The organism is Streptomyces sp. NBC_00209, assembly GCF_045206345.1.
In the GTDB taxonomy this organism is placed as follows: domain Bacteria; phylum Actinomycetota; class Actinomycetes; order Streptomycetales; family Streptomycetaceae; genus Streptomyces.
Map to the genome: position 1 here is coordinate 410,080 of NZ_CP108121.1, position 26,508 is coordinate 436,587.

The window sequence follows — 26,508 nt, forward strand, 5'->3', positions numbered from 1 at the left end:
GTCCGTAGGTAGTTCTCCCGTCCCCAGGAGCCCCCGTGACGATCACTTCTCCCCACCTCGGCAGTTCACAGGCGTGGACCGATGCCCACCTCCTGTTCGCGCTGGAAGAGGTGGTCGAGAAGGAGCTCAACCGGCACCTCAAGGTCGCCAAGGACTGGATGCCGCACGAGTACGTCCCCTTCTCGGACGGGCGCAACTTCCCCGGCGTCTTCGAGGACGGCGAGGCGTGGCAGGCCGAGCAGTCCAAGGTCACCGACATCGGCAAGATCGCGCTCGTGGTGAACCTCCTCACCGAGGACAACCTCCCCAGCTACCACCACGAGATCGCCTCGCTCTTCGGCCGCGACGGCGCCTGGGGCACCTGGGTGCACCGCTGGACGGCCGAGGAGGGCCGGCACGGCATCGTGATGCGGGACTACCTGCTCACCTCGCGCGCCGTCGACCCGGACAAGCTGGAGCAGTTCCGGATGGCGCACATGGCGGAGGGCTTCGAGTCCGACAACCGGCACTCGATGCTGCACTCCGTGGCCTACGTGGCCTTCCAGGAGCTGGCGACCCGCGTCTCGCACCGCAACACGGGGCACCAGTCGGGCGACCCGGTCTGCGACCGGATGCTGGCGCGCATCGCGACCGACGAGAACCTGCACATGGTCTTCTACCGCAACCTGCTGGGCGCGGCGTTCCAGCTGGCCCCCGACCTGACGATGCAGTCCGTGCGCGACGTCGTCGTCAACTTCCGGATGCCCGGCCACGGCATGCCCGGCTTCGAGCGGGCCGCCGCGCAGATGGCGATCGGTGAGATCTACAACATGCGCATCCACCACGACGACGTCATCCAGCCGGTGCTGCGCTATCTGAAGGTGCTCGACATCGACGGCCTGGGCCCGGAGGGCCTGAAGGCGCAGGAGGAGCTGGGCCTGTACCTGCACGGCCTGGACACCGAGGCGGCGAAGTTCGACGAGAAGCTGGCCGCCCGGAAGGCCCGGGTGGCGGCCCGCGCCCAGGGCTGACCGCTCACTCCCGGACCGTCACCTCCGCGTACGCCGCGTCGCGCACCTCCGCCTCCGGGTGGCGCCGCAGCAGCCGCAGCTGGGTCCGCCACGGACCGGTCCACCCCGTGTGCCGTCCGCCGGCCGCGACCAGCCGCACCGCCAGCAGGCCGTGCGCGAGGCCGCCGTCCTCGGCGAGGCGCCCCGCCACCGCGAGCATCGTCGCCGCCCCGTCCTCGCCCCGCGGGACACCGTGGTGTGTGCCGTACAGGAGGGCGACGCGGGCGGCGAGCACGGGCCGGCCGGTGACCAGCAGGGCGATGCGGTCCAGCGCGGCGTGCAGCGCGTCCGCGTCGCCCTCCGGGTCCACCGCCCTGGCCAGCAGCTCCGCGGCCTGCGGTACGTAGTCGCGGTGGCCGGCCAGCCGGTCGCCGGCGGCGGCGAGCACGGAGCGCAGGGTCGCGTCCGCGCGCGCCCCCGCCGCCGAGACCAGGCGGTTCACCAGATGCACGGCCCGCTGCCGCTCGGGCCGGTCGCGGTCGCTGCCCGCGTCGTCCATGGCCACGGAGTCCGCGAGCGTGGCCAGCGCGCCCATCAGCGCCCGCGCGGCCTCCCCGGAGGCGGCGGGCGCGGCACCGGCCAGCGCGTCGGCGGAAGAGCGCCAGGAGCGGCGGCGCGCCAGGTCCGTCGTGGCGGCGGCCAGCACCTCGCAGATGCCCGGCTCCCACGGTATCCAGCGGGCCACCACGGCATGGGCGGCGGCGGCCGACTCCTCGTCGTCCGTGCCGCACACCTCCCGCACCAGGCGCGCGTAGCCGGTGCGGTGCGCGCCGGGCAGGTCCATGGGCCGCACGCGCAGGACGGCGGTGCGCAGCACGGTGGGCCCGGCGGCGGCGTCCGCGAGCAGCCGCCACATCCGCTCGTCGCCGAGCAGCCCGATGGCCCCGGCCACGCAGGCGGCCCGGACGTCCGGGTGCTGGTCGGGGGTTTCGTAGCCCTCGGTGACCAGGTCGGCGGCGGTCTCCCGGGGCAGCCGGGCCACGGCGAGCCGGACGGTCTCCTTGCGGCTGGTGACCTTGCCGGTGCCCGGGGCCAGCCGGGCGCGGAGCATCGGGGCGAGGACGGAGGGGCGGACGTCCTGGGAGGCGCGGCCGGCCGCGAAGACGGCGACCCGGGCGCGGTCGTCCCCGGTGTGGGCGAGCAGGACGGGCAGCACCTCGGGGGCACGGTCGGTGTGGCCGAGCGCGGTGAGCGCGGCCTCGGCGAGCACGACGTCGTCGGAGCCGGTCCACTCCCCCAGCGACTCGGCGCCGCTCCCGGGGATGCGGGCCAGGGCTGCGACGGCGTGCGCCCGTCCGTGCAGCGGCAGCTTCCCGTCGCGCGCCGCGTGGCGCAGGGCGCGTTCGGCGGCGCGGTGCTGGCGGGGCACCCAGCGGCGGATCTCGGGTCCGGGGTGGACGGTCCAGGGGCGGCCGGGGGTCAGGAAGCGGCCGTGCGGCGGCGGGGTGGCGAGGTACGGGTCGAGGAGGTCGGTCCGGGTGCGGGTGAGGACCGCCAGCACCTCGGGCAGGGTGCCGGCCGAGGGGTCGAGCGCGAGCAGCCGTTCGACGCGCTCGCCCCGGTCCGTGTCCGGTTCCAGCCACAGCCGGACGGCGGTCCGCGCGGTGGTGACCGAGCCGAAGCGGATCGCCTGCCACAGCAGGTCCTGGAGCTCGGGCAGCCCGGCCGCGCGGCGGCCCAGCGCCCGGACGAGCGCGAACGCGAGCCCGTAGTCGCTCTTCTCGGCGCCTGCCTCCAGCCAGGGCCGCAGGGCCTCGAACACGTCGTGCTCCTGGCCCCTGCGCAGAGTGCGGTCGAGCCGCCCGAGGTCGGCGCCGCCGGTGTTGCCGGAGATCCGGACCAGGGTGCGCAGCGACCAGCTGACCAGGCCCTGTCGGCCCGGGGCGCGACGGCCGGTGACGGCGTGTTCGCGCAGCAGCCGCACGGCGAGGGTGCTCAGGGCGCGCCGGGTGGCGTAGGAGGAGTCCCGGGCCTCGACGGCGTCGGCCGCGATCCGGTCCAGGGCCGGTTCCATGGCCTCGGTGAACAGGGCGGCGGGGATGTCCGCGAGGGCGAGGAGGGCGGCCGAGCGGACGGGGTCCTGTTCGTTGCGGAGCCTGGCCATGTCGTCCAGGAGTACGGCGACGGGCCCGGGCGCTCCGGTGCGCCCGGCGTTGCGGACGAGCAGCGGCCAGACGAGGGCCCGGTCCGCGGCGGCGGGCCGGCGGGTGGCGGCGAGCAGCCGGTCCCACACCTCGGCGGCCGGGAGGTAGGACTGGGCGAGCAGCACGGTGTGCCAGTCCTCGCCGCGTTCGGCGGCCCGGTCCGCCATGCGCCGGGCCTCGTCGGCGACGCCGCTGCGGGGCAGTGCGTCGAGGAGGTCCGCGTCGACGGCGGGGCCGCCGGGGCCGCGTCCGGCGGTGACCGAGGCGTGCAGGGCGGTGCGCCGGCCGGGCGGGAGGGCGGCGAGGAGCCGGGCGAGGCCGGCCGAGTCCTGGGCCAGGGCGCGGCCCAGCTCCACGACGAGCCCTTCGGGCGCGGTGCGGGCGAGGCGGAACAGGACGCCGTCGGGCACCCGGCGCGCGCCGTGCTCCAGCAACGGCCGGGTCTCGGGGCGCAGCAGCAGCCGGGCGGTGCGGGCCGGGTCGGCGGCGGCGAGGGCGTTGAGGCGGCGGGCCGGCGGCCACGGCAGGGTGGCGGGGCCGAAGCGGTCGAGCAGGTCGAGGACGCGGGCGGGCCGGGCGGCGGCGGTGGCGGCGATCCCGGGGGCGTACCGCTGCCACCACTCCGGGCGCTGCGGCTCGGCCAGTTCGGCGAGCTGCCGTTCGACGGCGTCCAGGAGGGGGCCGGGGTGGCGGCGGCCCAGGCTGCTCCAGCCGCGTACGGCGTACAGCAGTTCGGGCAGCAGCCGGGCCACGGTGTCGGCCGGGCAGCCCGGGAGCAGCACGGCCGCCTCGGCGTCGCCCCAGTCGGTGCGCACCCGTTCCAGGAGCCGGGCGGCGAGGTCGGTGCGCCGATCGCGGACGACAGCCCGGAGCAGGCGGCGGCGCGCGGCGCGGGGCAGGTCGTCCAGGGCCTGTTCGTACGCCTCGTCGGGGACGCCGAGGCTCCGGGCGACCCGCAGGGCGTGGCCCTGCACGAAGGGGTCCCGGTCGGCGAGGTGCGCGCCGGTCCACTCCGCGTCGCCGCCGACGGCCGCCGCGATGACGGCGAGGCCCCGCTCGTACGGGCCGCCCCGATCCAGCTCGTCAAGGACGCGGCGCAATTCCCCCGAAGCGGACAGAACGCGTGCCCGGGCGGCGAGTTCGCGCATGCGCCGGGGGTACGGAAGCGGGTCGAGGGCCTTCAGCAGGGCGTCGGTCATGGGGCGATTCTGCCGTGCGGGGGTGTGCCGTCCGGGGGCGGGCGGGGACCGTACGCTGTGCCGGTGAAACCTGTGACCCGCTTCGTTCTCATCGGTGCGCCGCTGGCGATAGCCGTCGCCCTCGTCCTCAACACCGGCGACGACGCCGGACTGCCCACGGCCTCCCCCAAGGCCGCCGAGGCGTCGGCCACCGGGCCGTTGAACCCGGACCCGTTCGCGGCGGCGGACGACGAGGAGCGCGCGGAGATGAACAAGCGGGTCGGCCGGGCGCCGGCCGGGCTCGCCGCGCCGAAGACGCGCGAGATCGCGTGGGAGCTGCTGGCCAGCGCGGAGGGCTCGACGCTGGACTGGCGCACCCAGTACGCGACGATCGAGGACAGCGGCGACGGCACCGGTTACGCGGCCGGGCTCGTCGGTTTCTGCTCCGGTACGCACGACATGCTGGCGTTCGTGGAGGCGTTCACGAAGGACCACCCGGACAATCCGCTCGCCCCGTACCTGCCCGCGCTGCGCAAGGTCGACGGGACCGGTTCGCACGAGGGCCTGGACCCGGGGTTCACGGGCGCGTGGAAGAAGGCGGCCGAGGACCCGGCGTTCCGCACGGCACAGGAGGAGGTCCGCGACAAGCAGTACTTCGAGCCCGCGGTGCGCCTGGCGAAGCTGGACGGACTCGGCACACTGGGCCAGTTCATCTACTTCGACACCATGGTGCTCCAGGGGCCGGGGCACGAGGCGGATTCCTTCTACGGCATCCGGCAGGCGGCGCTGGCCGAGGCGGACACGGTCGCGGAGGGCGGTGACGAGTCGGCGTACCTGGACATCTTCCTGGACACCGCGCGGGCCGTGATGAAGTCGAAGAAGAACCAGCAGCACGACACCTCGCGCATCGACACCGCGCAGCGCGTCTTCCTGGAGGACGAGAACCTGGGCCTGGAGCCGCCGCTGACCTGGAAGATGTACGGGGAGACCTTCCGTATCCCGTCGTGATCCCGGCCCCGCGGCGGCCCCTTGCCCCTTATGCGCGGGCGTCCTGCCTGATCAGTTCGGCGGCCTTCTCGGCGATGGCGACCGTGGGCGCGTGGGTGTGCCCCCGGGTGATGCGCGGCATGACGGAGGCGTCGACCACGCGCAGGCCACGGACGCCGCGCACCCGGAGCCGGGGGTCGGTGACCGATCCGGGGTCCTCGCCCATCCGGCAGGTGCCGACGGGGTGGTAGAGGGTTTCCGCCCCGGTCCGGATCGCCTCGGCCAGGCGGTCGTCGTCCACCTCGCCCGGGTAGTGGCCCATGGGCGTCGAGGTGTGCGGGGCGAGAGCGGTGTGGGCGAAGAGCCGTTCGGCGTGGCGGACGCCGTCCATCATGCGCCGCAGGTCGGGGACGGCCGCGAGGTAGCCCGGGTCGATGCGCAGCGCGGAGCGGGGGTCCGGGTGGTCGGTGTCCAGGGTGATGCGGCCGGTGCTCTCGGGCTGGAGCAGGACCACGCCGATCGTGACGCCGTGTTCGGTGGGCGGGGTCAGTCCGTGGTCGATGAACGGGGCCGGGGCGAAGATCAGTTCCAGGTCCGGGGCGGCCGGTGCGGAGGCGCTGCGGACGAAGGCGACGGCCTCCGCCAGGTTGGAGCTGAGCGGTCCGCGCCCGGTGAGCAGGTAGCGGGCGATGTTGACCGGGGTGTCGGCGCCCGTCAGGGTGACCGGGCGCGGGCAGTGCAGGGTGACCGCGAAGGACAGGTGGTCCTGGAGGTTGCGGCCGACGTCCGGTGACGCGGCGCGTACCTCGACGCCCGCGCGGCGCAGTTCGCCGGGGTCGCCGATGCCCGAGCGCAGCAGCAGGTGCGGGGAGCCGATGGCGCCGGCGCTGAGGATCACCTCGCGGCGGGCGGTGAGCGTGCCGGAGCTGTCGGTCTCCACCCCGGTGGCCCGGTCGCCGTCGAAGGCGAGGGCGCGGACGCGGGTGTGCGGGAGGATGTCCAGATTGGCGCGCCGGGCGGCCGGTTTCAGGTAGCCGTCGGCCGCGCTCCAGCGCCGTCCGCGCCGCTGGTTGACGGGGGTGAGGGCGACCCCGCTGTGGTCGGGCGCGTTCAGTTCGGGCAGGAACGTCAGGCCGTCGTCGCGGCAGGCGGTGACGAAGTCGGCGGTCAGCGGGGACGGGCTGCGGGGCGGCGCGATGTGCAGCGGGCCCTCGGTGCCGTACACCGTGCCGTCGCCGGCCGGACCGGCCCAGCGCTCGGCGCGCCGGAAGTAGGGGACGATCGCGTCGTGCCCCCAGTCCGGCCCGGCGGACGCCGCCCACGCGTCGTAGTCGTCGCGGTGTCCGCGTACCCACATCATCGCGTTGATCGAGGAGGAGCCGCCCAGCGTGTGGCCGCGCGGCCAGAACAGCTCACGGCCGCCGAGGGCCGGCTGCTTCACCGTGCTGAAGTCCCAGTCGAACGGGGTCCTGAACAACTGCGGGAAGGCGGCCGGGATCCGGATCTCCTGCTTGCGGTCGGGTCCGCCCGACTCGACCAGCGCGACCCGCACGGTGGGGTCCTCGGACAGCCGCGCGGCCAGCACGCAGCCGGCCGAACCCGCCCCGACGACGACGTAGTCGTACTCGCTCAACTCGGCTTCTCCTCCAGGTCGACGCGGGTTCCGCCACGGTCACGAAGGCCGCGTACGGAAACGGTGGAGGCCGAAGTCTCGCACGCGCGGGGCTGTTTCAGGCCCGCTCGCGGCCAACTCTGCGCAGCCGTTCCCGCTCCTTCTCGGACAGGCCGCCCCACACGCCGAAGCGCTCGTCGTTGTCGAGGGCGTACTCCAGGCACGCCTGCCGTCCCTCGCAGGCGTTGCAGAGCTGTTTGGCCTCACGGGTGGAGCTGCCGGGGGCCGGGAAGAAGAACTCGGGCCCCGCCTGGGCGCACAGTGCTGTCTCCTGCCAGGAGAAGGCGGGGTCGGTCGCGGTGTTGATCAGCATGACGGCCACAGTGCCCTGCCGCGATAAACGACTGATCAACGCCGCGTCAATGGCGCGTCCGCCCGGCCGGGGTGCCGGCACCGCATGGGACGATATGAGCCACGTACGCGGAGAGCGGCGGGGTCGCGGAGACAGAGGGACGTACATGACCGAGGGCGGGGCACCGGCCGGGCGGGCCGCCCGGGAGCTGCTCGTCCGCGCCGACGGCCTGCTGGACGCGGCACGCGGGGTCCTCGCGGACCACACCCGGGCCGTCACCGCCGTCCGGACGTGTCTGGACCCCCTGCTCGACACCCTCGTGCGCGCCGATCTCGCCGCCATCCCCGTCTCCCGGCTGAAGGACGTCACCGAGGGCCGGCTGCGCCTCGGCGCGATCGAGCAGGCGGGGTTCACGACGGTCGGCCAGGTGTACGGCGCGAACCGCTACGAGCTCCGCCAGATCCCCGGCGTCGGCGCGCAGACGGCCGACCAGGCCCTGGCGGCGGCGGGCGGCATCGCGCACGCGGTGCGGGACACCGTCGCGGTGCGCGTGGACGTGGACGACCGGAACGAGGCCGTGACCGCGCTGCTCGGCGCGGTGTACGGGCTGGTGGCGGCGGGCCCGGACACGCGGCGGGCGGTGGACGGGGCACGGGCGCTGGCCGGGCGCCTCGACCCGCTGCTGACGGCGGCCGGTCCGGCGCGGGGGCGGCTGCGGCTGCTGTTCGCGGGGCGGCGGTCGCGGGACGGGGTGCGGGAGGCGGTGACCGGGGTCCGGGCGGCCGTCGCCGACGCGGTGGAGCGTGGGCTGCCCCCGCTGTTCGCCCAGGCGTCGGCCGATCTGCTGCGGGAGCCGGGGTCCCCGGCCGCCGCCTGGGTCGACTTCGAGCTCCGGTCCGCCGAGTACTACAGCCTGCTGGCGGAGCTCTCCGGCTCGGGGCCCGACCGGGACGCGGCGGAGGGGTTCCTGCCGTCGGGAATAGCCGACCGGGTGCGCGGGCTGCGGCTGGACGACGCCCGGCTGCGGGTCTCCCTGCGCGGCTACCAGTCGTTCGGTGCCCGGTTCGCGCTCGTCCAGAAGCGGGTGATCCTGGGCGACGAGATGGGGCTCGGCAAGACCGTCCAGGCCATCGCGGCCCTGGCGCACCTCGCGGCGCGCGGGGAGACGCACTTCCTGGTGGTGTGCCCCGCGAGCGTCCTCATCAACTGGACGCGGGAGGTCCGGGCCAGGTCCACGCTGCGCGCGCTGCCGGTGCACGGTCCTGAGCGGCGGGAGGCGTTCGCGGAGTGGCGGGAATCCGGCGGCGTCGCGCTGACCACCTTCGACGCGCTGCACGCCCTGCCGGACGCCGGGGAGAGCGGGGTGCGGCCCGGGATGCTCGTGGTGGACGAGGCGCACTACGTGAAGAACCCGGAGACCCGTCGTTCGCGCGCGGTCTCCGGCTGGTCGGGGCGCACGGACCGGGTGCTGTTCCTGACCGGGACGCCGATGGAGAACCGGGTGGAGGAGTTCCGCAGCCTCGTCCGCCAGCTCCGGCCCGAGCTGGCCCCCTCGGTCGGCGCCGGGCATGGCGCGGCGGGCTCGCAGGCGTTCCGCCGCGCCGTGGCCCCCGCCTATCTGCGGCGCAATCAGGAGGACGTCCTCGCCGAACTGCCCGCCGTGGTCCAGGTGGACGAGTGGGAGGAGTTCAGCGAGGGCGACCTGCTGGCGTACCGGGAGGCGGTGGCCGAGGGGCACTTCATGCGGATGCGCCGGGCGGCGTACGCCCGTCCGGAGACCTCCGCCAAGCTGGACCGGCTGCGGGAACTGGTCGCGGAGGCGGCGGGCAACGGTCTGAAGGTCGTGGTGTTCTCGTACTTCCGCGAGGTCCTGGAGACGGTGCGCGGGGCGCTCGGTGACGGGGTGTCCGGCCTGCTGTCGGGGAGCGTGGCGGCGGCCCGGCGCCAGGAGATGGTCGACGCGTTCACGGCGGCGGACGGGCACGCGGTGCTGCTGAGCCAGATCCAGGCGGGCGGGGTCGGGCTGAACATGCAGGCCGCGTCCGTCGTCATCCTGTGCGAACCGCAGATCAAGCCGACGACGGAGCACCAGGCCGTGGCCCGGGTCCACCGGATGGGCCAGATACGGACGGTCCGGGTGCACCGGCTGCTCGCCACGGACAGCATCGACCAGCGCATGCTGGACATCGTGGCCCGCAAGGAGCGCCTGTTCGACGCGTACGCCCGGCGCAGCGATGTCGCCGAGACGACGCCGGACGCGGTGGACGTGTCGGAGGGCGAGCTGGCCCGCCGCATCGTGGAGGAGGAGCAGCGGCGCCTCGGCGCGGCCGCCCGTCCGTCCGTGACGTAAGGCCCTGCCCGCCCTACCCGTCGTGTCCGGGGACGGTGCCGTCCCGGTCGGCGACGAGGAGCATGCCGCCCATGCCCCGGTCGGCGTGGCTCTGCACATGGCAGTGGTACATCCAGGCGCCCGCGCCCACGTGTTCGCCCGCGATCACCTGGAAGCCGAAGGAGTCCGCCGGCCCGACGATCTTCGTGTCGACCACCCGGCTCGGGTCGTCGGGGCCGGTGAGCATGCCCGTACGGTTGTCCGCCCAGCGGTGACCGTGCATATGGAACGTGTGGTAGAAGTCGCCGTGCGTGATCATGACGACTTCGAGCCGGTCCCCGAGCGTGGTCGTGAAGTCCGGGCTCTCTCCGGCCGGGGTGTTGTTGATGGACATGCCGTTGAAGACGATCGTGATCGTCTTGTCCGGCAGGATGTCGCCCCGGCGCCGGACGACCAGCGGCCCGTAGAGCCCTTCGCGGATGCCGCCGGTGCCGTGGTCGGAGCCGACGGCGTGGTCGTGGTAGTGCCAGTAGCCCGCGCTGCCGGGCTGCCAGGTGCCGTCGCGGCGCAGGCCGGGGGTGTGGGTGCGCCAGGTGTACGTGCGGGTGGCGCCGGGTTCGACGGTGCTGTGGTTCATCCGGGTGCCGTCGCTGGCGATGTCGTAGTCGACGCCGTGCGCGTGCAGCCCGGCCGGGACGTCCAGGGTGTTGACGAACTCGATGTGCAGGGTGTCGCCCTCGTTGAGCTCGATGAGCGGGCCCGGCACGGTGGCCTTGCCCTTTTCGAGCCCGTAGCCCATCCGGCCGTCCGGCAGCTTCTCCACGTACATGCGGATGTGCCGGACCACTCCCCCGGCGGGCGCGCGCCGGACCGGGTGCGGCAGGGCGGCGGCGGGGGCCGGGAGGGACAGCGATGCCACCCCCGCCGCCGCCACGGCCCCGCCGCCCATCAGCATCCGCCGGCTGAAACTTCTGCGGTCCATGTCGAACTCCCCACTGCTGACGGGTGCTGCCGAGGCTATGGCGACGGGCCGTGACCGACCCGGGAAAATCGCTTACCCACAGTAAGGACAAAGTCCGCCCCAGGGCCGCCAAGCCCGGTGGGCGAGTCGCGACATACGCCTGTCGGATCAGGTGAGGGTCTCCGCGTGCCGCGGCATGTGCTCACGGCCGCCGGGGTGACGGTGGCGCCACACCCAGAAGACGGTGCACGAGACCAGCGCCCAGGCCGCGAGGACCAGGTACGGGAAGACGCGCTGGTGGCCCTGGTAGTAGACGGCGGTGTGCTGGGCGTTGACGGAGGCGCCCGGGGGCAGCCAGCGTCCGATGTGCCCGAGGAGCGAGGGCAGCAGCGGCCAGGAGACGGCACCGCCGGACGACGGGTTGCCCAGGAGCACCATGACGCCCCAGGTCGGCAGCATCGCCCAGCGGCCGATCAGGGTGTTGAACAGGGTGAAGACCATGCCCGAGGTGAACATCGTGAAGGCGAGGATCAGCCAGGACTCGGTGAAGGGCAGATCGACCGCGCCCAGCAGCCAGTCGACCACGGCGGCGATGGCGAAGGCGCCGAGGAGCGAGTACGCGACGGTGAAGCCGATCCGCTCCAGCGGGATCAACGACCGGGCGTGCACGCTGAGCTGGATGGCGCCCACGAAGCCGACGATCACCGCGGCGAGCGAGATGTAGAAGAGCGCGAGCCCGCGCGGGTCGCCCTTCTGCAGGGGTTTGACGTCCTGCACGGCCACCGGGATACCCAGCGCGTCCCCCACCTTCACGGCGGACTCGGCGAGCAGCTGGGCGACGGCCGCCCCGGAGGCCGCGGCCACGTCCAGGGACACGCCCCGGGCGCCGGACCGCACGATGGCGAAGACCCGCTGCTCCTCCAGGGCCTCGCGCGCGGCAGCCGCCGTCGGGTAGACGTGGATGACCAGGGAGGCGTCGAGGGCCTTGTCCATCCCGGCGACGAACTCCCGGCCGCGCACGGTCTCCGGCTCACTGACCACGGCGGTGGGGACGCTGTGCGGGGTCGGGTTGGCCATGGCGTACGTGTAGGAGCCGGCGAAGAGCCCGGCGGCGGCGGAGAGGATGAACAGCAGGACGATCGCCGGGAAGTACGGGGACTCCTTGAAGCCTTGCCACTTCTGGCCCCGGGTCAGCGGCCGCCCGTGCGCCCCGTGCTCCGGCTCGCTCACGCGTCGTCCTTGTCGCGGCGGGCGCGGCTCGGCTGCACGCGCTTGGGCTCGCCCGGCATCTTCGGGTACTCGGGCGGGTAGGGCAGGTCGCCGGGGCCGCCGTCGCTCGCGTGGCGGTCGGCGAGTTCGAGCAGCGAGTCCAGGCGGTACGCCTCCTGGTCCATGTCGGCGTGCACGTCGCCGTGTTCCGCGTACCGCACGGGCATGGTGCGCAGGTCGAAGTCGCGGGGCTCGGCGTCGTCCACCTCCTCCCAGCGCAGCGGGGCGGAGACCGGGGCGTGCGGGAAGGGCCGTACGGAGTAGGCGGAGGCGATGGTGCGGTCGCGGGCGGTCTGGTTGTAGTCCACGAAGATCCGCTCGCCGCGCTCCTCCTTCCACCAGGCGGTCGTCACCCGGTCCGGCATCCGGCTCTCCAGCTCCCGCCCGACCGCGATGGCCGCACGCCTGACCTCGGTGAACGTCCAGCGCGCCTCGATGGGCACGAAGACGTGGATGCCGCGCCCGCCGGAGGTCTTGGGCCAGCCGCGCAGCCCGTGCTCCTCCAGGACACCGCGCAGCTCCTGGGCGGCGCGGACCGCGTCGGCGTAACCGGTGCCCGGCTGCGGGTCCAGGTCGATGCGGAGTTCGTCGGGGTGGTCGGTGTCCCCGCCCCGGACCGGCCAGGGGTGGAAGGTCAGGGTGCCGAGGTTGGCGGCCCAGAGGACGGCGGCCACCTCGGTGGGGCACATCTCCCGGGCGGACCGCCCGCTCGGGAAGGCGATCGTGGAGGTGGGGATCCAGTCGGGGAGGTTCTTGGGGGCGCGCTTCTGGTAGAAGAACTCGCCCTCGACGCCGTCAACGAACCGCTGAAGGGTGGTGGGCCGGTTGCGCAGGGCGCGCAGGATGCCGGGGCCGACGGCGAGGAAGTACTCGGCGACGTCCCTCTTCGTGTAGCCCTTCTCCGGGAAGTAGACCTTGTCCGGATGCGACAGCCGGACCGCCCGTCCGGCCGCGTCCAGTTCCACCGCTGTGCCCGCTGCTGCCATGTCGGCCACGGTAGGCCGGGCACACATATGCCGCATATCGGGGGACTCCGGCCGCCGTACGGTCCAGAATCGGGCCATGGACCTGCCGGTGATGCCGCCCGTGAAGCCGATGCTCGCCAAATCCGTGAAGCGGATTCCGCCGGGCATGCAGTACGAGGCGAAGTGGGACGGCTTCCGGGCGATCGTGCACCGGGACGGTGACGAGGTGGTGATCGGCAGCCGGACCGGCAAGCCGCTCACCCGGTACTTCCCCGAGGTGGTCGACGCCGTCCGGGACAATCTGCCGGAGCGGTGTGTGGTGGACGGTGAGATCGTCGTCGCACACGACGGCCGCCTCGACTTCGACCGGCTCAGCGAGCGCATCCACCCCGCCGCATCGCGGGTGCGGTTGCTGGCCGGGGAGACCCCGGCCGCGCTGATCGCCTTCGATCTGCTGGCGCTGGGCGACGACTCGCTCCTGGACACCCCGCAGGCGGACCGGCGCACGGTCCTGGAGGCGGCACTCGCCGGGGCGTCGGCGCCGGTGTATCTGGCCCCGTCCACGACCGACCCGGCCCGCGCCGAGGAGTGGTTCGAGCGGTACGAGGGGGCGGGTCTGGACGGGGTCGTCGCGAAGCCGCTCGACGCGCCGTACCGGCCGGACGTCCGGGCCATGTACAAGATCAAGCACGAGCGCACCGCCGACTGCGTGGTGGCCGGCTACCGCCTCCACAAGAGCGGCCCGGTCGTCGGCTCGCTGCTGCTCGGCCTGTACGACGACACCGGCGCGCTCCAGCACGTCGGGGTGTGCGCGGCCTTCCCCATGAAGCGCCGCGCGGAGCTCGTCACCGAGCTGGAACCCCTGCTGACCGATGCCGAGGACCACCCCTGGCACGCCTGGGCCGAGGCCGAGGCGCACGCGGGCGCCCGGCTGCCGGGCGCCCCGAGCCGCTGGTCCGGCAAGAAGGACATGTCCTGGGTGCCGCTGCGGCCGGAGCGGGTCTGCGAGGTGGCGTACGACCACATGGAGGGCGACCGCTTCCGGCACACGGCCCAGTGGCGCCGCTGGCGGCCCGACCGTATGCCGGACAGCTGCACGTACGCACAGCTGGAGGAGGTCGTCCGCTACGACCTCGCCCAGGTCCTGGCGGGCGGCGGCTGAGCCCTTCGGAACACCCGGCCGCGGCCCTAGTTGTTCTGTCCATGGAGGTTGGTGACGGATCCCACGGCTTGGGGATCTTGAACGAGTGAGGGCCTTCCGGGTTCGGTGTGGATTGCGACATCTACACGGAACGATCAGAAGGCCCTCATGCCCCACCGTAATGCACCCCTGACCGAGACCGGGCGTCTGCGTCTGGCCCGCTGCGTCGTCGAGGACGGCTGGCCTCTGCGCCGGGCCGCCGAGCGCTTCCAGGTCTCGCCCACCACGGCTCAGCGGTGGGCGGGGCGCTACCGCGAGCGGGGCGAGGCCGGGATGACCGACCGCTCCTCCCGGCCCCACTACAGCCCGCGCCGGACACCGACCCGTACCGAGCGGCGGATCATCAAGGTCCGTGTCCTGCGGCGCTGGGGACCAGCCCGCATCGCCTATCTGCTCGGGCTGAACCCGGCGACCGTGCACCGCGTCCTGACTCGCTACAAACTCGCCCGCCTGGCCCATCTGGACCGAGCGACCGGCCGGGTGATCCGCCGCTACGAGCATGCCGCCCCCGGTGACCTCGTGCACGTCGACATCAAAAAGCTCGGCAACATTCCCGACGGCGGCGGCCACAAGGCCCTCGGCCGGCAAGCAGGCCGCAAGAACCGGGCGGGCGCCGGCATGAGTTTCCTGCACAACGCAGTCGATGATCATTCCCGTCTCGCCTACAGCGAGATCCTCACCGATGAGAAGAAGGAAACCGCCGTCGGATTCTGGCAGCGCGCCCACGCCTACTTCGCCGCCGCCGGGATCACCGTCCAGCGCGTCCTGACCGACAACGGTTCCTGCTACACGTCGTACCTCTGGCGCAACTCACTTGTTTCACAGGGCATTTCACACAAGCGCACCCGCCCCTACCGGCCCCAGACAAACGGGAAGGTCGAGCGGTTCAACCGGACCCTGCTGGACGAGTGGGCCTACGCCAAGGCATATCGGACCGAGACCGAACGGCGTGACGCCTACTCGCGATGGCTCCACACCTACAATCACCACCGCGGACACACCGCGCTCAAGGGCCAACCACCCGCCAGCCGCGTCCCTAACCTCACGGGTCAGTACACCTAGTCCGCCGTGGGCGGCAGGGTGGGGGTGGTGCAGGGTTCGGCGGTCTCCGTGGGGTCCGGTGAGGGCGAGCCGGTGGGCTCGGTGGTGTCGGTCGGGTCCGGCGTCGGGGTGGTCGTGCAGCCCGGGTCCGGCTTCGTCGTGGTCGGGTCCGGGTCCGGGGTGGTGCTCGGGTCCGGGGAGCCGGGGTCCGACGGATCGGGCGAGGGACCGGTGGTGTCCGTCGGGTCCGGGTCGGGCGTGGTGCCGGGATCGGGGTCGTGGGTGCCGGGTGTGGTCGGGCGGGTACTGGGCTGCGGGCCGACCTCGATGCCGCCGCCGTCGTCCTTGGGGCCGGAGCCGCCCACGGGGTGCTCGGGCTTGTTCGGGCTGCCCGCGCCGGGACTCCTGGGGATGGGCCCCGTGCCGTCGGTGACCGGGTGGATGCCCTTGCGGTAGAACTCCAGCCAGGACAGCACCGTACGCAGATAGGGCTCCGAGTGGTTGTAGCTGAGGATCGCCCGGTTCAGGTCGGAGGGGATCGACAGATCGCGCGTACCGGCGCACAGGTAGGCCCCGGCGGCGAGCGCCGCGTCGTACACGTTGTTCGGGTCGCGGCGGCCGTCGCCGTTGCCGTCGCGGCCCCAGTGCGCCCACGTCGAGGGGATGAACTGCATCGGGCCGACCGCCCGGTCGTACGTCGCGTCCCCGTCGTAGGCGCCGCCGTCGGTGTCCGCGATGTTGGCGAACCCGGCACCGTCGAGGACCGGGCCGAGGATCGGCGAGACGGTGGTGCCGTTCCTGTCGACCCGGCCGCCGGCCGCGTGCCCGGACTCGACCTTGCCGATCGCCGCCAGTAACTGCCAGGGCAGCCGGCAGCCGGGGTCGCCGCGCCCCATCGTGGTCTCGGCCCTGCGGTAGGCGGCGAGCACGGTGGCCGGGATACCGGCCTCGGCCCAGGACTGCTTGGCCGCGGGGCTCTGCTTCTCGCCCTTCTTCGGCGGCTTCGGGCTCTTCAGCGGCGGGAGTTCGGTGTGGTACGAGTCGTCGTTCGGGACCTCGGACCAGACGACGCCGTCCGTCTTGTGGCGGGGCTTCGGACTCTCCTCGTGCGCGGCGAGCTGGGGTGCCTGGGACGCCGTCAGCGCGGCCATCGCGGCGACCGCCACGGCGGTGCCGCCGAGTTGGCGGCGCATGGTGCCGTTGAACCTCATGCGTGCTCTCCTTGGTGGGTCGCCTCGGTCACCGGGTGAAGGTGTCGATCGCGGAGATCCGCCAGCTGCCGCCCTTGCGGACCGCGTCCACGCTGAACATGGCGGCGGCGTACGTGGTCTCCTCGGACTTGCCGGTACGGGTGTTGCGCTGGTCGGCGTAGATCAGCAGGCGGGCACGGTCGCCGTCGAGCAGCTCCACGCCGCTGTCGGTGACGGTCGTGGTGAGGACCAGCTTCTGCTTCGGTGCCTGCTCCCGGACCTCGGCGAGCATGTCCGCGTGCTGCTGGACCGCCTTGCCGGTCAGGTACTTCGTCACCGCCGCCTCGGCCTTGGTGGGTGAGGCGTAGTCGTACGAGAAGACCGCGCCGACGGCCTCGGTGATCTGGCCCTTCACCTCGCTGGTGCGGCTGATGTCGGTCAGGGCGGTGTTCTGCCGGCCGGGGTCGTCGCGCAGGCTCGCCGCCGAGGCGAACGCCCAGGCGGCGACGGCGCCGAGGACGAGGGTGAGGACACAGAGGACGGCGGGCAGGCTGAGGCGCGGGCCGCGCCGGGGGGTGACCTTCTTCGCCTTCGGCTCGGCCTCCCCCTCGTCCTCCTCGCTTTCCGGAACCTCCTCGGCGTGCGTGGCGTCGGGCTTCTCCAGGTCCGGGCCGCCTCCGGTGCGGGGCCGGGGCGGGGCGGTCGTCGCGGCGCGTTCGGCGGCGGCGACGGTGGCCAGGCGGCGCTGACGGTTGACCAGGTGACGGGTGGTCGACATGTCCGGGTTCCTCTCGGTGCGGGGGCGGGGGTGTCAGCCGGCGGTGTTGCCGACGGGCGCCTGGCCGAGGGCGCTGAGCTTCCACCCGTCGGGGGTGTGGGTGAGCTGGCCGAGCATCCGGCTCTCCTTCACCGCGGGCTTGCCCTTCGGCGCGGTCACGGTCACCCGGAGCGCCACCATGACCCCGGCCTTCCCGGCCCGGTCGTCCAGCTCGGTGACCGCACCGGCCAGCACCTTCGCGGTGCTGACGGTCTTCGCCTCCTGAATCTGCTTCACGAACCCGGCGCGCCCGTCGACCAGTTGCTGGTGCAGGTCACCGGTGGTGGAGTCCTCCCAGCTGTCGAGCCCCTTCTCGATCTGCGCGTGGTCCAGCGTGTTCATGTTCTGCACGGCCTGCTCCCCCGCCGCCAGCACCTCGTCGCGGGTCTGGGCGTACGCGGCCGAGCTGTCGTGCCCCGCCTGGTAACGGGACACCCCGCCCCAGCCCGCTGCGGCGGCCGCCGCGACCGTCAGCACGATCGCCACCGCCACCAGCGGATTTCTCGTCATCGCTACCCGTGCCATCGCTGCCTCTCCCTGCCGGCGGTCCCGCCGTGCTGTGCTGTCCGTGCTCGGTGGTGCGGTGGTGCCTCTCGCGATCTACCGGGAGGTGATCTCCACGATCGTCCAGTGCCCTTCGCGCAGTTGGGCCGTGACGGAGAGCTGCGCGGCCGCCTTGCTCGCCGCCTTGCCCTTGCGCTCGTAGACCTGGTCGAGGAAGACGAGCAGGTGGGCGCTGTCGGGCGTCAGCCGGGTCACCCCGGCGCGCACGACATGGGTGGTGAGGGTGAGCTTCTGGTCGGCCGACTGCTTCTCGACCTGGCCGAACAGCGCCGCGTACTGCTGGAGCGCCTTGCCCGCGAGCAGCTTCTGCGCGGACGCCTTGGTGGCGGCGGTGCCGTCGGGGCTGTACGAGAAGACCTTGCCGAGCGCGTTGGTGACCTCGCCGGCCACCTGGGCGGTCGCCGCGCTGTCGGTCAGCGCCAGGTTGGACGTGGCGGGCGTGTCCCGCACCTGCCTCCCCGCCACGTACATGACGGCCCCGGCGGCGAGCAGGACGACGACGAGGACTGCGGCGAGGACGCGCGGCCGGCGGCGGGCGGGGCGGGTGCCGGTGTCGTCGGTGTGGTCGTTGGCCTCCGGCGGCTCGGCACCGGCGGGCGGGTCCTCCGTGACGGCCGTGCTCTCCTCGACGTCCACGTCCGTGTTCATGCGCCGCTCCCTATGCCGAGCGCCGTGAGCGCCTTGATCTTCCAGCCGTCCCCGGTCCGGGCGAGCGTGGCCTCGAAGCGTTTGCGCTCGGTGCCCGCCTTGCCGGTGCGCGGGGTGACCTCGACGTCGACGGTCGCGATCATCAGCGCGGTGCCGGTCCGCTCGTCCAGCTCCGTGAGCGCGGCGTCGGTGACCTTGCCGCGCGCGGTGGCGCCGGATGCCTTGAGGTCGGCGGCGTCCTTCTTCCGGGTCCGCTTCAGCTGGTCGTGCAACGGGCCCGTGGCGGACTCCAGCCAGCCGGCCAGGCCCGCGTCCACGCTCGTCGCGTCCTTGCCGTCCAGCGTGTTGAGCCGGGCGAGCGCCTGCCGGCCGTCCGCGAGGGCGGCGTCCCGGCTCTTGGCGTAGGCCAGGTCGTCGTCGCCGCGCGCCTGGGCGTACGACCAGCCGCCCAGGGCGCAGACGAGGGCCGCGATCAGCAGGACGGCCCAGCCGCCGAGGCTTCGCGTACGGGGGTTCACTCGCCGTCCTCCTGTCCCAGGCCGAGCAGCCCGGCGATGCCCCGGGCCTCCGGTGCCGCGTCGGTCGCGGCGCCGAGCACGCCGGGCAGCCGGTCCTCCTCGGTGTCCCCGAGGAGCAGCGCGCCGGCCTTCGCCGGTGGGGGCAGCGGGCCGCCGGTCGGGGCGTTGGCGCTGCCCCGGACGTCGATGCCGGTGCCGGGCGAGGCGGCGCAGCGGGCCTTGGTGTTGACGGCGGGGGCGGGTGAGAGGTCGAGGCCGTTGCGGTAGGTCGTGCCCTCGTAGCCGGCGGTGCAGGGCAGCGGCTCGAAGAAGGTGATCGACATGCCGAACCGGGCGCCGTCCTCGTCCACCGCGCTGGCTCCGGCGGCCGCGACGGCGGGGAGTTTCACGAGTAGTTCCTCCAGGCCGCGCTGGCGGGTGACGGCGACGTCGGAGGTGGTGAGGAGGTTGGCGACGACGACCCCGAAGCTGGGTTCGACGTCCCGGAGCAGTCCGCTGATCTGGTTCGTCGCGTCGGGGGCGGCGGCGATCAGCTTGCGCAGGTCGGTGTCGGACCCCTTGAGCTGGGCGGCCAGTTCCTTCGCGCCGGAGGCGAACCCCTTGAGCGCTTCGCCCTGTTCGACCTGGGTACGCAGGACGGTCTTGCCGTCCTCCATCAGCCGGATGTTGACGGGCAGCGCGTCGTCGGCGGCGTCCACGAACTCGCTGCCGGTGTCCAGGAGGACCTGGAGGTCGTCGCCGCGCCCGCTGAACGCGGTGCCGAACTCGTCCACGACGGTGCGCAGCGATTCCAGGTCGACCGAGGAGGTGAGGTCGTTGACGCTGGTGAGAACGTTGGTCACGGGCGCCGGGACGGTGGTCTCGGCCTGGTCGATGACCGAGCCGTTCGCGAGGTAGGGGCCCTCGGTGCGGGTCGGCCGCAGGTCGACGTACTGCTCGCCGACGGCGGAGAGGTTGGCCACGACCGCCTTGAGGTCGTCGGGGATGCCGGGCGCGGACTTGTTGATCCGCAGCTCGGCCTCGACGCCGTCGTCGGTGAGTTCGATGGGCCCGACCCGGCCGACCGAGACCCCTCGGTAGGTGACGTTGGAGTGCGTGAAGAGACCGCCGGTGCGCGGGAGTTGCATGGTGACCGTGTAGTAGTCGCGCATGCCGACGTAATGGCCGAGGTCGGCGTAGCGCACACCGAGGTAGGCGAGCACCAGCACGGAGACGATGAGGAAGGCGATGTTCTTGAGCCGGATGGCGAGGGTGATCATCGGTTGCTCCCCTTCGAGTCCGTGGGCCGGCTCGTCGTCGGCGCCGAGGTCGCGGGAAGGGGCAGCGGGAGTCCGGCGCCGGCGACCGACGGGGACTGGGCCGGCGGGGTCTCCGGGTCCGGGTCGTAGGCGGGGATGATCTGGGTGCCGGGTTCGGCCGTCAGGTCCAGGTACACGTTGAGGTAGTCGCCCTTCACGCCGCGCAGCACCTCGTCGGTGAACGGGTAGGTGAGCAGTACCTGGAGGGAGTCGGGCAGGTCGTTGCCGGAGTCGGCGAGGGCCCGCAGGGTGGGGGCGAGGGCCTTGAGGTCGGCGATGGTGTCCGCCTTGCTCCGGTTGATGGTGGTGACGGCGACGTCGGAGAGGGTGTCCAGGGAGCGGAGCATCGTCATGAGGGAGCCGCGCTGTTTCTCCAGGACCTTCATGCCGGGGCTGAGCTTGGTGAGGACGGTGCCGACCTGCTCCTTGCGGCCGGCGAGGGTGCTGGAGAGCCGGTTGACGCCGTCGAGCGCGGCGGTGATGTCGCCGCGGTGGTCGTCCAGGTTGGTGACGAGCTTGTCGACCCGGTGGAGCATGGACTTGACCTGGGGTTCCTGCCCGCTGAGGGCCTTGTTGAGTTCGGTGGTGATGGTCTTGAGCTGCTGGACGCCGCCGCCGTTGAGGAGCAGGGACAGGGCACCGAAGACCTCTTCGACCTCGGGGTTGCGGTTGGTGCGGCTGAGGGGGATGCGGTCGCCGTCGGCGAGGGTGCCCTTCTCCTTGCCCTTGGCGGGCGGCTGGAGCTGGACGTACTTCTCGCCGAGCAGGCTGGACTGTTCCAGGTGGGCGTAGGCGTTGGCGGGCAGGCCGATCTTCCCGTTCACCTTCATGGTGACCCGGGCCTGCCAGCCGTTGGGCGCCAGCGAGATCTTGGTGACCCGGCCGACGGCGACGTCGTTGACCTTGACCGAGGACTGCGGGGAGAGGCTGAGCACGTCCCCGAAGTCCGCGGTGATCTCGTACGGGTGGTCGCCGAGGTCGGCGCCGCCGGGCAGCGGCAGGTCCTCGATGCCGGAGAAGTGCGGGGCTCCGCATCCGGTGACGAAGAGGGTGCAGCACAGGCCGAGCGCGACGAGTCCGCCCGTGGTGCCGAGGGCCGCCGGTCTGCGCGGTCGCCGGTTCATCGGTTCGCCCCCTTCGTGTCCTTGGCTTCCTTCGGGGTGCCGTAGACCGTTCCCACGGCCGGGAGCGGTAGCGCGGGAAGCGCCTGTTGCCGTTCGGCGTCCACCGGGGAGAGCCCCTGGAGGGCGAGGCTGGATTCGAGGAGCGGGCCGCCCATGCTGAGCTCGTTGAGGTTGGTCCGGCCGTTGAGCGTGCGGTGCTCGGGGTCGTACGCGTTGAGGACGTTGCCCGCCGAGAGCGGCAGGACGTCCATCGACTCGGCCAGCGAGGCCCGTTGGTCGACGAGGGCCTGGGTGATCGGCACGAGGGCGTCCACGTTCTTCTTGAGCTCGCCCCGGTTGTCCTTGATGAAGGTCTTCACCTGGCCGAGGGCGGTGCCGAGTTCCTTGAGGGCGGCGCCGAGGTTCTTCTTGTCGTCGGCGAGGAAGCCGGTGACGGAGTTCAGCTGCTCCTCGGCCGCCCGGACGTTGCCGTCGTTGTCCTTCAGCATGATGGTGAAGGTCTGGAGGTAGGACAGCGTGCTGAACAGGTTGCCGCTCGACTTGTCCAGCGTCTTGGTGGCCTTGCCGAACTGCTCGATGGAGTCGCCGATGTCCTTGCCGTTGCCCTTGAGGTTCTTGGCCCCGGTGTCGAGGAGCCCGGCGAAGGCCCCTTCGGCGTTGGCCCCGTCGGGCCCGAGCGCCGTGGACAGTTCGGTGATGGACGCGTAGAGCTGGTCGACCTCCACCGGCGTCGCGTTGTTCGCGGCGGGCAGCTGGGCGCCCTCCTGCATGGCCGCTCCCCCGGTGTATGCGGGGGCGAGCTGGACGTAGCGGTCGGCGACCAGGCTGGGGGCGACGACGACGGCGTGCGCGTCCTTGGGGACCTGGACGCCCTTGTCGATGTGCAGGACGACCTTGACATCCTTGCCGCGCGGTTCGACGGATTCGACGCGGCCGACGCGTACGCCGAGTATGCGCAGGTCGGACCCGGCGTAGACGCCGGTGACCTGGTCGAAGTAGGCGGTGACGGTGGTGCCGCCCCGCTCCTCCAGGGCCGAGACCCCGGAGGTGGCGGCGACGGCCACGACGACGAGGCCGGCGCCGATGCCGATGACGCGGGTGAGTCTCATCTCAGTGCCCGCCTTCCTGCTTCGGAGGCATGCAGCCGGTCGCCGGGGGTGTGTTCGCGGGCAGGTAGTTCTTCGGGACGACACCGCAGACGTAGTTGTCGAACCAGCGGCCGTTGCCGAGGGTGTTGCCGACGAGCCGGTTGTAGGAGCCGGCGAGCGCGAGCACCTGGTCGAGGCTCTTGCGGTTCTTCTTGAGGACCTCCGTGACCCGGCCGAGCGCCTTGAGGGTCGGCTTCAGCTGCTTGTTGTTGTCGGAGACGAGACCGGTGAGCTGGGTGCCCAGGTCGCGGGTGCCGGTCAGCAGCAGGTGGATGGAGTCGCGGCGGGCCTGGATCTCGCCGAGGAGCAGGTTGCCGTCGTCCAGGAGGGTTTCGAAGCCGCTCTTCTTGTTGGCGAGGGTCTTGGTGAGCTGCTTGCTGCCCTTGAGCAGGGTCGCCAGCTGCGCGTCGCGCTCGGAGACGGTCTTCGACAGCGCGGAGAGCCCCTTGGCGGCGCTCTTCACGTCGGGCGGGGAGTCCTTGAAGGTGGCCGAGATCGTCTCGAAGCTCTTGGCGAGCTGCTTGGTGTCGATCTCGCCGATGGTCTCGCCCAGTCCGTTGAACGCCTGGGTGACGTCGTACGGGGATGTGGTGCGGGAGGCCGTGATGCGCTCGTCCGGGTCCTGCGGGGAGTCGCCGAGCGGGTCGACGGCGAGGTACTTCTCGCCGAGGAGCGTCTTGATGGCGATGCCGACGGTGCTGGCGTTGCCGATCCAGGCGTCCTTGACCTTGAAGGTGACCTTCACCTTGGCGCCGTCCAGGGAGACCCCGGTGACCTTGCCGACCTTGACGCCGGCGATGCGGACCTCGTCGCCCTCGCCGAGTCCGGCGGACTCGGTGAAGTCGGCGCTGTAGGTCGTACCGCCGCCGATGAAGGGGAGCGAGTCGGCCCGGTAGGCGCCGAAGCCGATCAGGGCGAGCAGGAGGAGTCCCACGATGCCGACGGCGACGGGGTTGCGATGGCGTATCGGCTTGATCATGACAGGCACCTCGGCTGGGTGATCTCGATGCCGGTCGGCGGGGTGCTGCCGTCGCTCGTCGTCACGCCGCTGACCCTGGCCTCGCAGAGGTAGAGGTTGAGCCAGGAGCCGTACGAGGTGAGGCGGCTGATGGCCGCCATCTTGGCCGGGGTCTTCTGGAGGAAGTTCTCGATCTTCGGGGTGTTGTCGGCCAGGTTCCCGGAGAGCCGGCCGAGCTGCTTGATGTCGTCCTTGAGGGGCGCCCGGCCGTCCTCGAAGAGGTCCGCGGTGACCGTGGTGAGCGCGCCCATCGCGGTGACGGCCTCGCCGAGCGGCTTGCGGTCGCCCGCGAAGCCGGTGACGAGGGCCTGAAGCGTGTCGACCAGGTCGTTGAAGCCGGCTTCCCGGTCGTTGACGGTCTTCAGGACCGAGTTGAGGTTCTTGATCACCTCGCCGATCACCTTGTCCTTGGCGGCCACCGTGCCGGTCAGCGAGCCGACGTGCTGGAGGATGGAGTCGACGGTGCCGCCCTCGCCCTGGAGCACCTGGACGATGGAGCCGGCCAGCTCGTTGACGTCGGGCGGTGAGAGCCCTTCGAAGAGGGGCTGGAAGCCGTTGAAGAGCTGGGTGAGGTCGAGGGCCGGGGTGGTGCGCGACAGCGGGATGGTGGCGCCCGGGGCGAAGCTCTCGCCGACGGGGCCCGCGCCCTGGTCCAGGTCGATGTAGCGCTGGCCGACCATGTTGAGGTATTTGATCGACGCGGTCACGGAGGCCGGGAGTTTCTTGCTCTCGCGGACGCTGAAGGAGACCTCGGCGACCCGGCGGTCGGCGACCTCGACCGACTCGACCTGGCCGACCTTGACTCCGGCGACGCGGACGCTGTCCCCGACGATGAGACCGGTGGCGTCGGTGAACCGGGCCTTGTACGAACGGGTGTCGCCCACACCGGTGTTGGCGATGGACAGGGCCAGGACCGTGGTGGCCAGGCTCGTCACCACGATGAAGACGATCGATTTCGCGAGCGGTCCCGCGACGGAGCGGCGCTTCACTTGAGCTTCACCTCCACACCGCGGAAGGCCGGTCCGATGAGCACGCTGCTCCACTCGGGCAGGGCCTGCGGCCGGACTTTCAGTGAGGGAGCGACCAGCTCGTTGACGAGCCGGCTCTCCTGCGGCGAGTTGGGCATGCCCAGCGACGGGTCGGCCGCCGGGACCTCGACCGGTGTGGCCGGGTCCGGGTCGGCCGGGGCGCTGTCGGCGGCGGTCCTGGCGTCGGCGGTGGGCACGGTCTGGCCGACGTACGGGATGGAGTAGCAGTGCGGTCCGCCGGTCGCGTTGTAGACCGGGGTGTCCTTGCCCGCGACGTACTTGCCCTTGGACGGCACGGTCTTGAGGGTGACGTGCAGACCGGGCTGGTCGGTGCCCTTGCCGAGCGCCTTGTCCATGGCCGGGACGAAGTTGGCCACGGTGCGCAGGGTGCAGGGGAACTCGGAGGAGTACTTCGCCAGGGTCTCCAGGGTGGGCCTGCCGCTCGCGGCGAGCCGGATGAGGTTGTCCTTGTTCCGCTGGAGGAAGGCGGTGACGTCGCGGGCGGACGCGGTGGTGGAGCCGTACACGTCGGCGAGGTTCGCCTGCTGTTCGGCGAGGGTGCCGCTCGTGGTGGTGAAGTCGGTGAGGGCGTCCAGGATGTCGGGGGCGGAGTCCGCGTAGAGCCGGCTCACCTTGACGAGTTCCTTGATGTCCTCGTTGAGCGTGGGGAGTTGGGGGTTGAACTTCTGGAGGTGGGCGTCCAGCTTCACGAGGGTGTCGCCCAGCTTCTCGCCCCGGCCCTCCAGCGCGGTGGAGACCGCGTTGAGGGTGGCGGACAGCTTCTCCGGCTTCACGGCGGTGAGCAGCGGCAGGACGTTGTCGAGGACCTCTTCCAGCTCGATGGCGTTGCTGGACCGGTCCTGCGGGATGACGTCGCCGGCGCCGAGCGTCTTCGTGGAGGGCACGGGGGGCGGTACGAGGGCGACGAACCGTTCCCCGAAGAGGGTGGTGGGCAGCATCTGGGCGGTGACGTCGGCCGGGATGCGGTCCAGCTTGTCCGGCTTGATCGCGAGGGTGAGCCGGGCCCCTCCGCCGTCGGCCGCGATGTTGCGGACCTGGCCGACGACGACGCCGCGCAGCTTCACGTCGGCGTTCTCGTGCATCTCGTTGCCGACGCTCGACGTGCGTACGGTGACGGTCGCGTCGTGCGTGAAGTCCTTCTCGTACACCGAGACCGAGACCCAGATGAGGACGGCGGGCACGAGGAAGAGGGCGACTCCGGCGGTTCTGCGGGTGGCGGTCCGGGTGGCGCGTGAGGTCATCAGCCGGCCACCTTCACCGTCGTCGTGGCGCCCCAGATGGCGAGCGAGAGGAAGAAGTCGGTGACGCTGATCAGCACGATCGCGTTCCGCACGGAGCGGCCGACGGCCACACCGACCCCGGCGGGTCCGCCGGTGGCGTGGAAGCCGTAGTAGCAGTGGGCGAGGATCACCATCACGCTGAAGATCAGCACCTTGAGCACCGACAGGAGCACGTCCGCCGGGGACAGGAAGAGGTTGAAGTAGTGGTCGTACGTGCCCGCCGACTGCCCGTTGAACAGGACGGTGACGTAGCGGGACGCGACGTACGAGGAGAGCAGCCCGATCGCGTACAGCGGGATGATCGCGACGACCCCGGCGATGATGCGCGTGGTGACGAGGTAGGGCATCGAGCGCACACCCATCGATTCGAGGCCGTCGACCTCCTCGTTGATGCGCATGGCGCCGAGCTGCGCGGTGAAGCCGGCGCCGACGGTCGCGGAGAGGGCGAGTCCGGCGACGAGCGGGGCGATCTCGCGGGTGTTGAAGTACGCGGAGATGAAGCCGGTGAACGCGGCGGTGCCGATCTGGTTGAGGGCCGCGTAGCCCTGGAGTCCGACGACCGTGCCGGTGGCCAGGGTCATCGCGATCATCACGCCGATGGTGCCGCCGACGACCCCGAGGCCGCCGCTGCCGAAGGCGACCTCGGCCAGGAGGCGCTGGACCTCCTTGAGGTAGCGGCGCAGGGTGCGGGGGATCCAGATCAGTGCCCGTACGTAGAAGGTGAGCTGGTCACCGGATCTGTCGAGCCAGCCGAGCATTGACATGG

General features: G+C 72.3%; 23 protein-coding genes. 5 read left to right on the forward strand and 18 right to left on the reverse strand.

Translation table 11 applies throughout. From position 1 onward, the window contains the following. Positions 1–35: 35 nt before the first annotated feature. A complete protein-coding gene (locus OG867_RS01895; RefSeq protein WP_328903649.1) occupies positions 36–1,010 on the forward strand; it encodes an acyl-ACP desaturase in 975 nt (324 codons plus the stop codon). A gap of 4 nt (positions 1,011–1,014) precedes the next feature. Here OG867_RS01895 and OG867_RS01900 read toward each other — a convergent pair whose 3' ends face one another. Next, positions 1,015–4,392 (reverse strand): hypothetical protein, encoded by a 3,378-nt coding sequence (locus tag OG867_RS01900; RefSeq protein WP_406281942.1) that lies wholly within the window; start codon positions 4,390–4,392, stop codon positions 1,015–1,017. 72 nt (positions 4,393–4,464) lie between these two features. On the opposite strand from OG867_RS01900, the gene OG867_RS01905 reads away from it, so the two are divergent. After that, positions 4,465–5,379, forward strand: coding sequence for a chitosanase (locus OG867_RS01905; RefSeq protein WP_406290707.1), 915 nt, complete (start codon positions 4,465–4,467; stop codon positions 5,377–5,379). A 28-nt stretch (positions 5,380–5,407) separates the two neighbouring features. Here OG867_RS01905 and OG867_RS01910 read toward each other — a convergent pair whose 3' ends face one another. After that, positions 5,408–6,991: a GMC family oxidoreductase gene (locus OG867_RS01910; RefSeq protein WP_406281945.1), complete on the reverse strand. Its 1,584-nt coding sequence runs from the start codon at positions 6,989–6,991 to the stop codon at positions 5,408–5,410. 97 nt (positions 6,992–7,088) lie between these two features. Further along, positions 7,089–7,343: a WhiB family transcriptional regulator gene (locus OG867_RS01915; protein WP_018100193.1), complete on the reverse strand. Its 255-nt coding sequence runs from the start codon at positions 7,341–7,343 to the stop codon at positions 7,089–7,091. A 145-nt stretch (positions 7,344–7,488) separates the two neighbouring features. On the opposite strand from OG867_RS01915, the gene OG867_RS01920 reads away from it, so the two are divergent. Then, a complete protein-coding gene (locus OG867_RS01920) occupies positions 7,489–9,672 on the forward strand; it encodes a DEAD/DEAH box helicase (RefSeq protein ID WP_406281948.1) in 2,184 nt (727 codons plus the stop codon). A gap of 13 nt (positions 9,673–9,685) precedes the next feature. Here the strand turns inward: OG867_RS01920 and OG867_RS01925 are convergent, their stop codons facing one another. The 3 genes from OG867_RS01925 to ligD all read right to left on the reverse strand — a co-directional run bounded on the left by OG867_RS01925 (position 9,686) and on the right by ligD (position 12,846). Then, positions 9,686–10,633 carry a multicopper oxidase domain-containing protein gene (locus OG867_RS01925; protein WP_406281951.1) on the reverse strand — a complete coding sequence of 316 codons (948 nt, stop codon included), beginning with the start codon at positions 10,631–10,633 and terminating at the stop codon, positions 9,686–9,688. Between the two features lie 147 nt (positions 10,634–10,780). Beyond that, on the reverse strand, positions 10,781–11,842 hold the full coding sequence (locus OG867_RS01930; RefSeq protein ID WP_328903644.1) for an ABC transporter permease: 1,062 nt from the start codon (positions 11,840–11,842) through the stop codon (positions 10,781–10,783). Beyond that, the gene (ligD, locus tag OG867_RS01935) at positions 11,839–12,846 is read right to left on the reverse strand and encodes a non-homologous end-joining DNA ligase (protein ID WP_328904524.1); all 1,008 of its coding nucleotides are present in this window, start codon (positions 12,844–12,846) and stop codon (positions 11,839–11,841) included. Before ligD ends, OG867_RS01930 begins: the two co-directional genes overlap by 4 nt. A 97-nt stretch (positions 12,847–12,943) precedes the next feature. Between ligD and OG867_RS01940 the strand changes: the two genes are divergently transcribed. Next, positions 12,944–14,008, forward strand: a complete 1,065-nt coding sequence (locus tag OG867_RS01940) for an ATP-dependent DNA ligase (protein ID WP_406281954.1) — start codon at positions 12,944–12,946, stop codon at positions 14,006–14,008. A gap of 147 nt (positions 14,009–14,155) precedes the next feature. Next, entirely contained in the window at positions 14,156–15,109 is a 954-nt protein-coding gene (locus tag OG867_RS01945; protein ID WP_331720360.1) for an IS481 family transposase, read from the forward strand. Here the strand turns inward: OG867_RS01945 and OG867_RS01950 are convergent. From OG867_RS01950 to OG867_RS02005, 12 genes are all read right to left on the reverse strand, one after another. Continuing rightward, a complete protein-coding gene (locus OG867_RS01950) occupies positions 15,106–16,299 on the reverse strand; it encodes a lytic transglycosylase domain-containing protein (RefSeq protein ID WP_406281957.1) in 1,194 nt (397 codons plus the stop codon). The two genes, OG867_RS01945 and OG867_RS01950, sit on opposite strands and share 4 nt — an antisense overlap. A 28-nt stretch (positions 16,300–16,327) precedes the next feature. Then, complete coding sequence (locus OG867_RS01955; protein WP_406281960.1) at positions 16,328–17,056, reverse strand: hypothetical protein; 729 nt, start codon at positions 17,054–17,056, stop codon at positions 16,328–16,330. 33 nt (positions 17,057–17,089) lie between these two features. Beyond that, positions 17,090–17,620 (reverse strand): hypothetical protein, encoded by a 531-nt coding sequence (locus OG867_RS01960; protein ID WP_406281963.1) that lies wholly within the window; start codon positions 17,618–17,620, stop codon positions 17,090–17,092. Between the two features lie 75 nt (positions 17,621–17,695). Continuing rightward, entirely contained in the window at positions 17,696–18,307 is a 612-nt protein-coding gene (locus OG867_RS01965; RefSeq protein ID WP_328903639.1) for a hypothetical protein, read from the reverse strand. Then, positions 18,304–18,825 carry a hypothetical protein gene (locus OG867_RS01970; protein WP_406281966.1) on the reverse strand — a complete coding sequence of 174 codons (522 nt, stop codon included), beginning with the start codon at positions 18,823–18,825 and terminating at the stop codon, positions 18,304–18,306. Before OG867_RS01970 ends, OG867_RS01965 begins: the two co-directional genes overlap by 4 nt. Continuing rightward, the gene (locus OG867_RS01975) at positions 18,822–20,084 is read right to left on the reverse strand and encodes an MCE family protein (RefSeq protein WP_406281969.1); all 1,263 of its coding nucleotides are present in this window, start codon (positions 20,082–20,084) and stop codon (positions 18,822–18,824) included. The genes OG867_RS01970 and OG867_RS01975 overlap by 4 nt, the downstream gene beginning before the upstream one ends. Further along, entirely contained in the window at positions 20,081–21,247 is a 1,167-nt protein-coding gene (locus tag OG867_RS01980) for an MCE family protein (protein WP_328903636.1), read from the reverse strand. Before OG867_RS01980 ends, OG867_RS01975 begins: the two co-directional genes overlap by 4 nt. Beyond that, positions 21,244–22,356 carry an MCE family protein gene (locus tag OG867_RS01985; RefSeq protein WP_406281972.1) on the reverse strand — a complete coding sequence of 371 codons (1,113 nt, stop codon included), beginning with the start codon at positions 22,354–22,356 and terminating at the stop codon, positions 21,244–21,246. Before OG867_RS01985 ends, OG867_RS01980 begins: the two co-directional genes overlap by 4 nt. 1 nt (position 22,357) lies before the next feature. Next, positions 22,358–23,374: an MCE family protein gene (locus OG867_RS01990; protein WP_328903634.1), complete on the reverse strand. Its 1,017-nt coding sequence runs from the start codon at positions 23,372–23,374 to the stop codon at positions 22,358–22,360. After that, positions 23,371–24,402 (reverse strand): MCE family protein, encoded by a 1,032-nt coding sequence (locus OG867_RS01995; protein ID WP_406281975.1) that lies wholly within the window; start codon positions 24,400–24,402, stop codon positions 23,371–23,373. Before OG867_RS01995 ends, OG867_RS01990 begins: the two co-directional genes overlap by 4 nt. Next, positions 24,399–25,703 carry an MCE family protein gene (locus OG867_RS02000; RefSeq protein ID WP_406281978.1) on the reverse strand — a complete coding sequence of 435 codons (1,305 nt, stop codon included), beginning with the start codon at positions 25,701–25,703 and terminating at the stop codon, positions 24,399–24,401. Before OG867_RS02000 ends, OG867_RS01995 begins: the two co-directional genes overlap by 4 nt. Next, positions 25,703–26,506 (reverse strand): ABC transporter permease, encoded by an 804-nt coding sequence (locus OG867_RS02005; protein ID WP_026171148.1) that lies wholly within the window; start codon positions 26,504–26,506, stop codon positions 25,703–25,705. The genes OG867_RS02000 and OG867_RS02005 overlap by 1 nt, the downstream gene beginning before the upstream one ends. Positions 26,507–26,508: the final 2 nt, after the last annotated feature.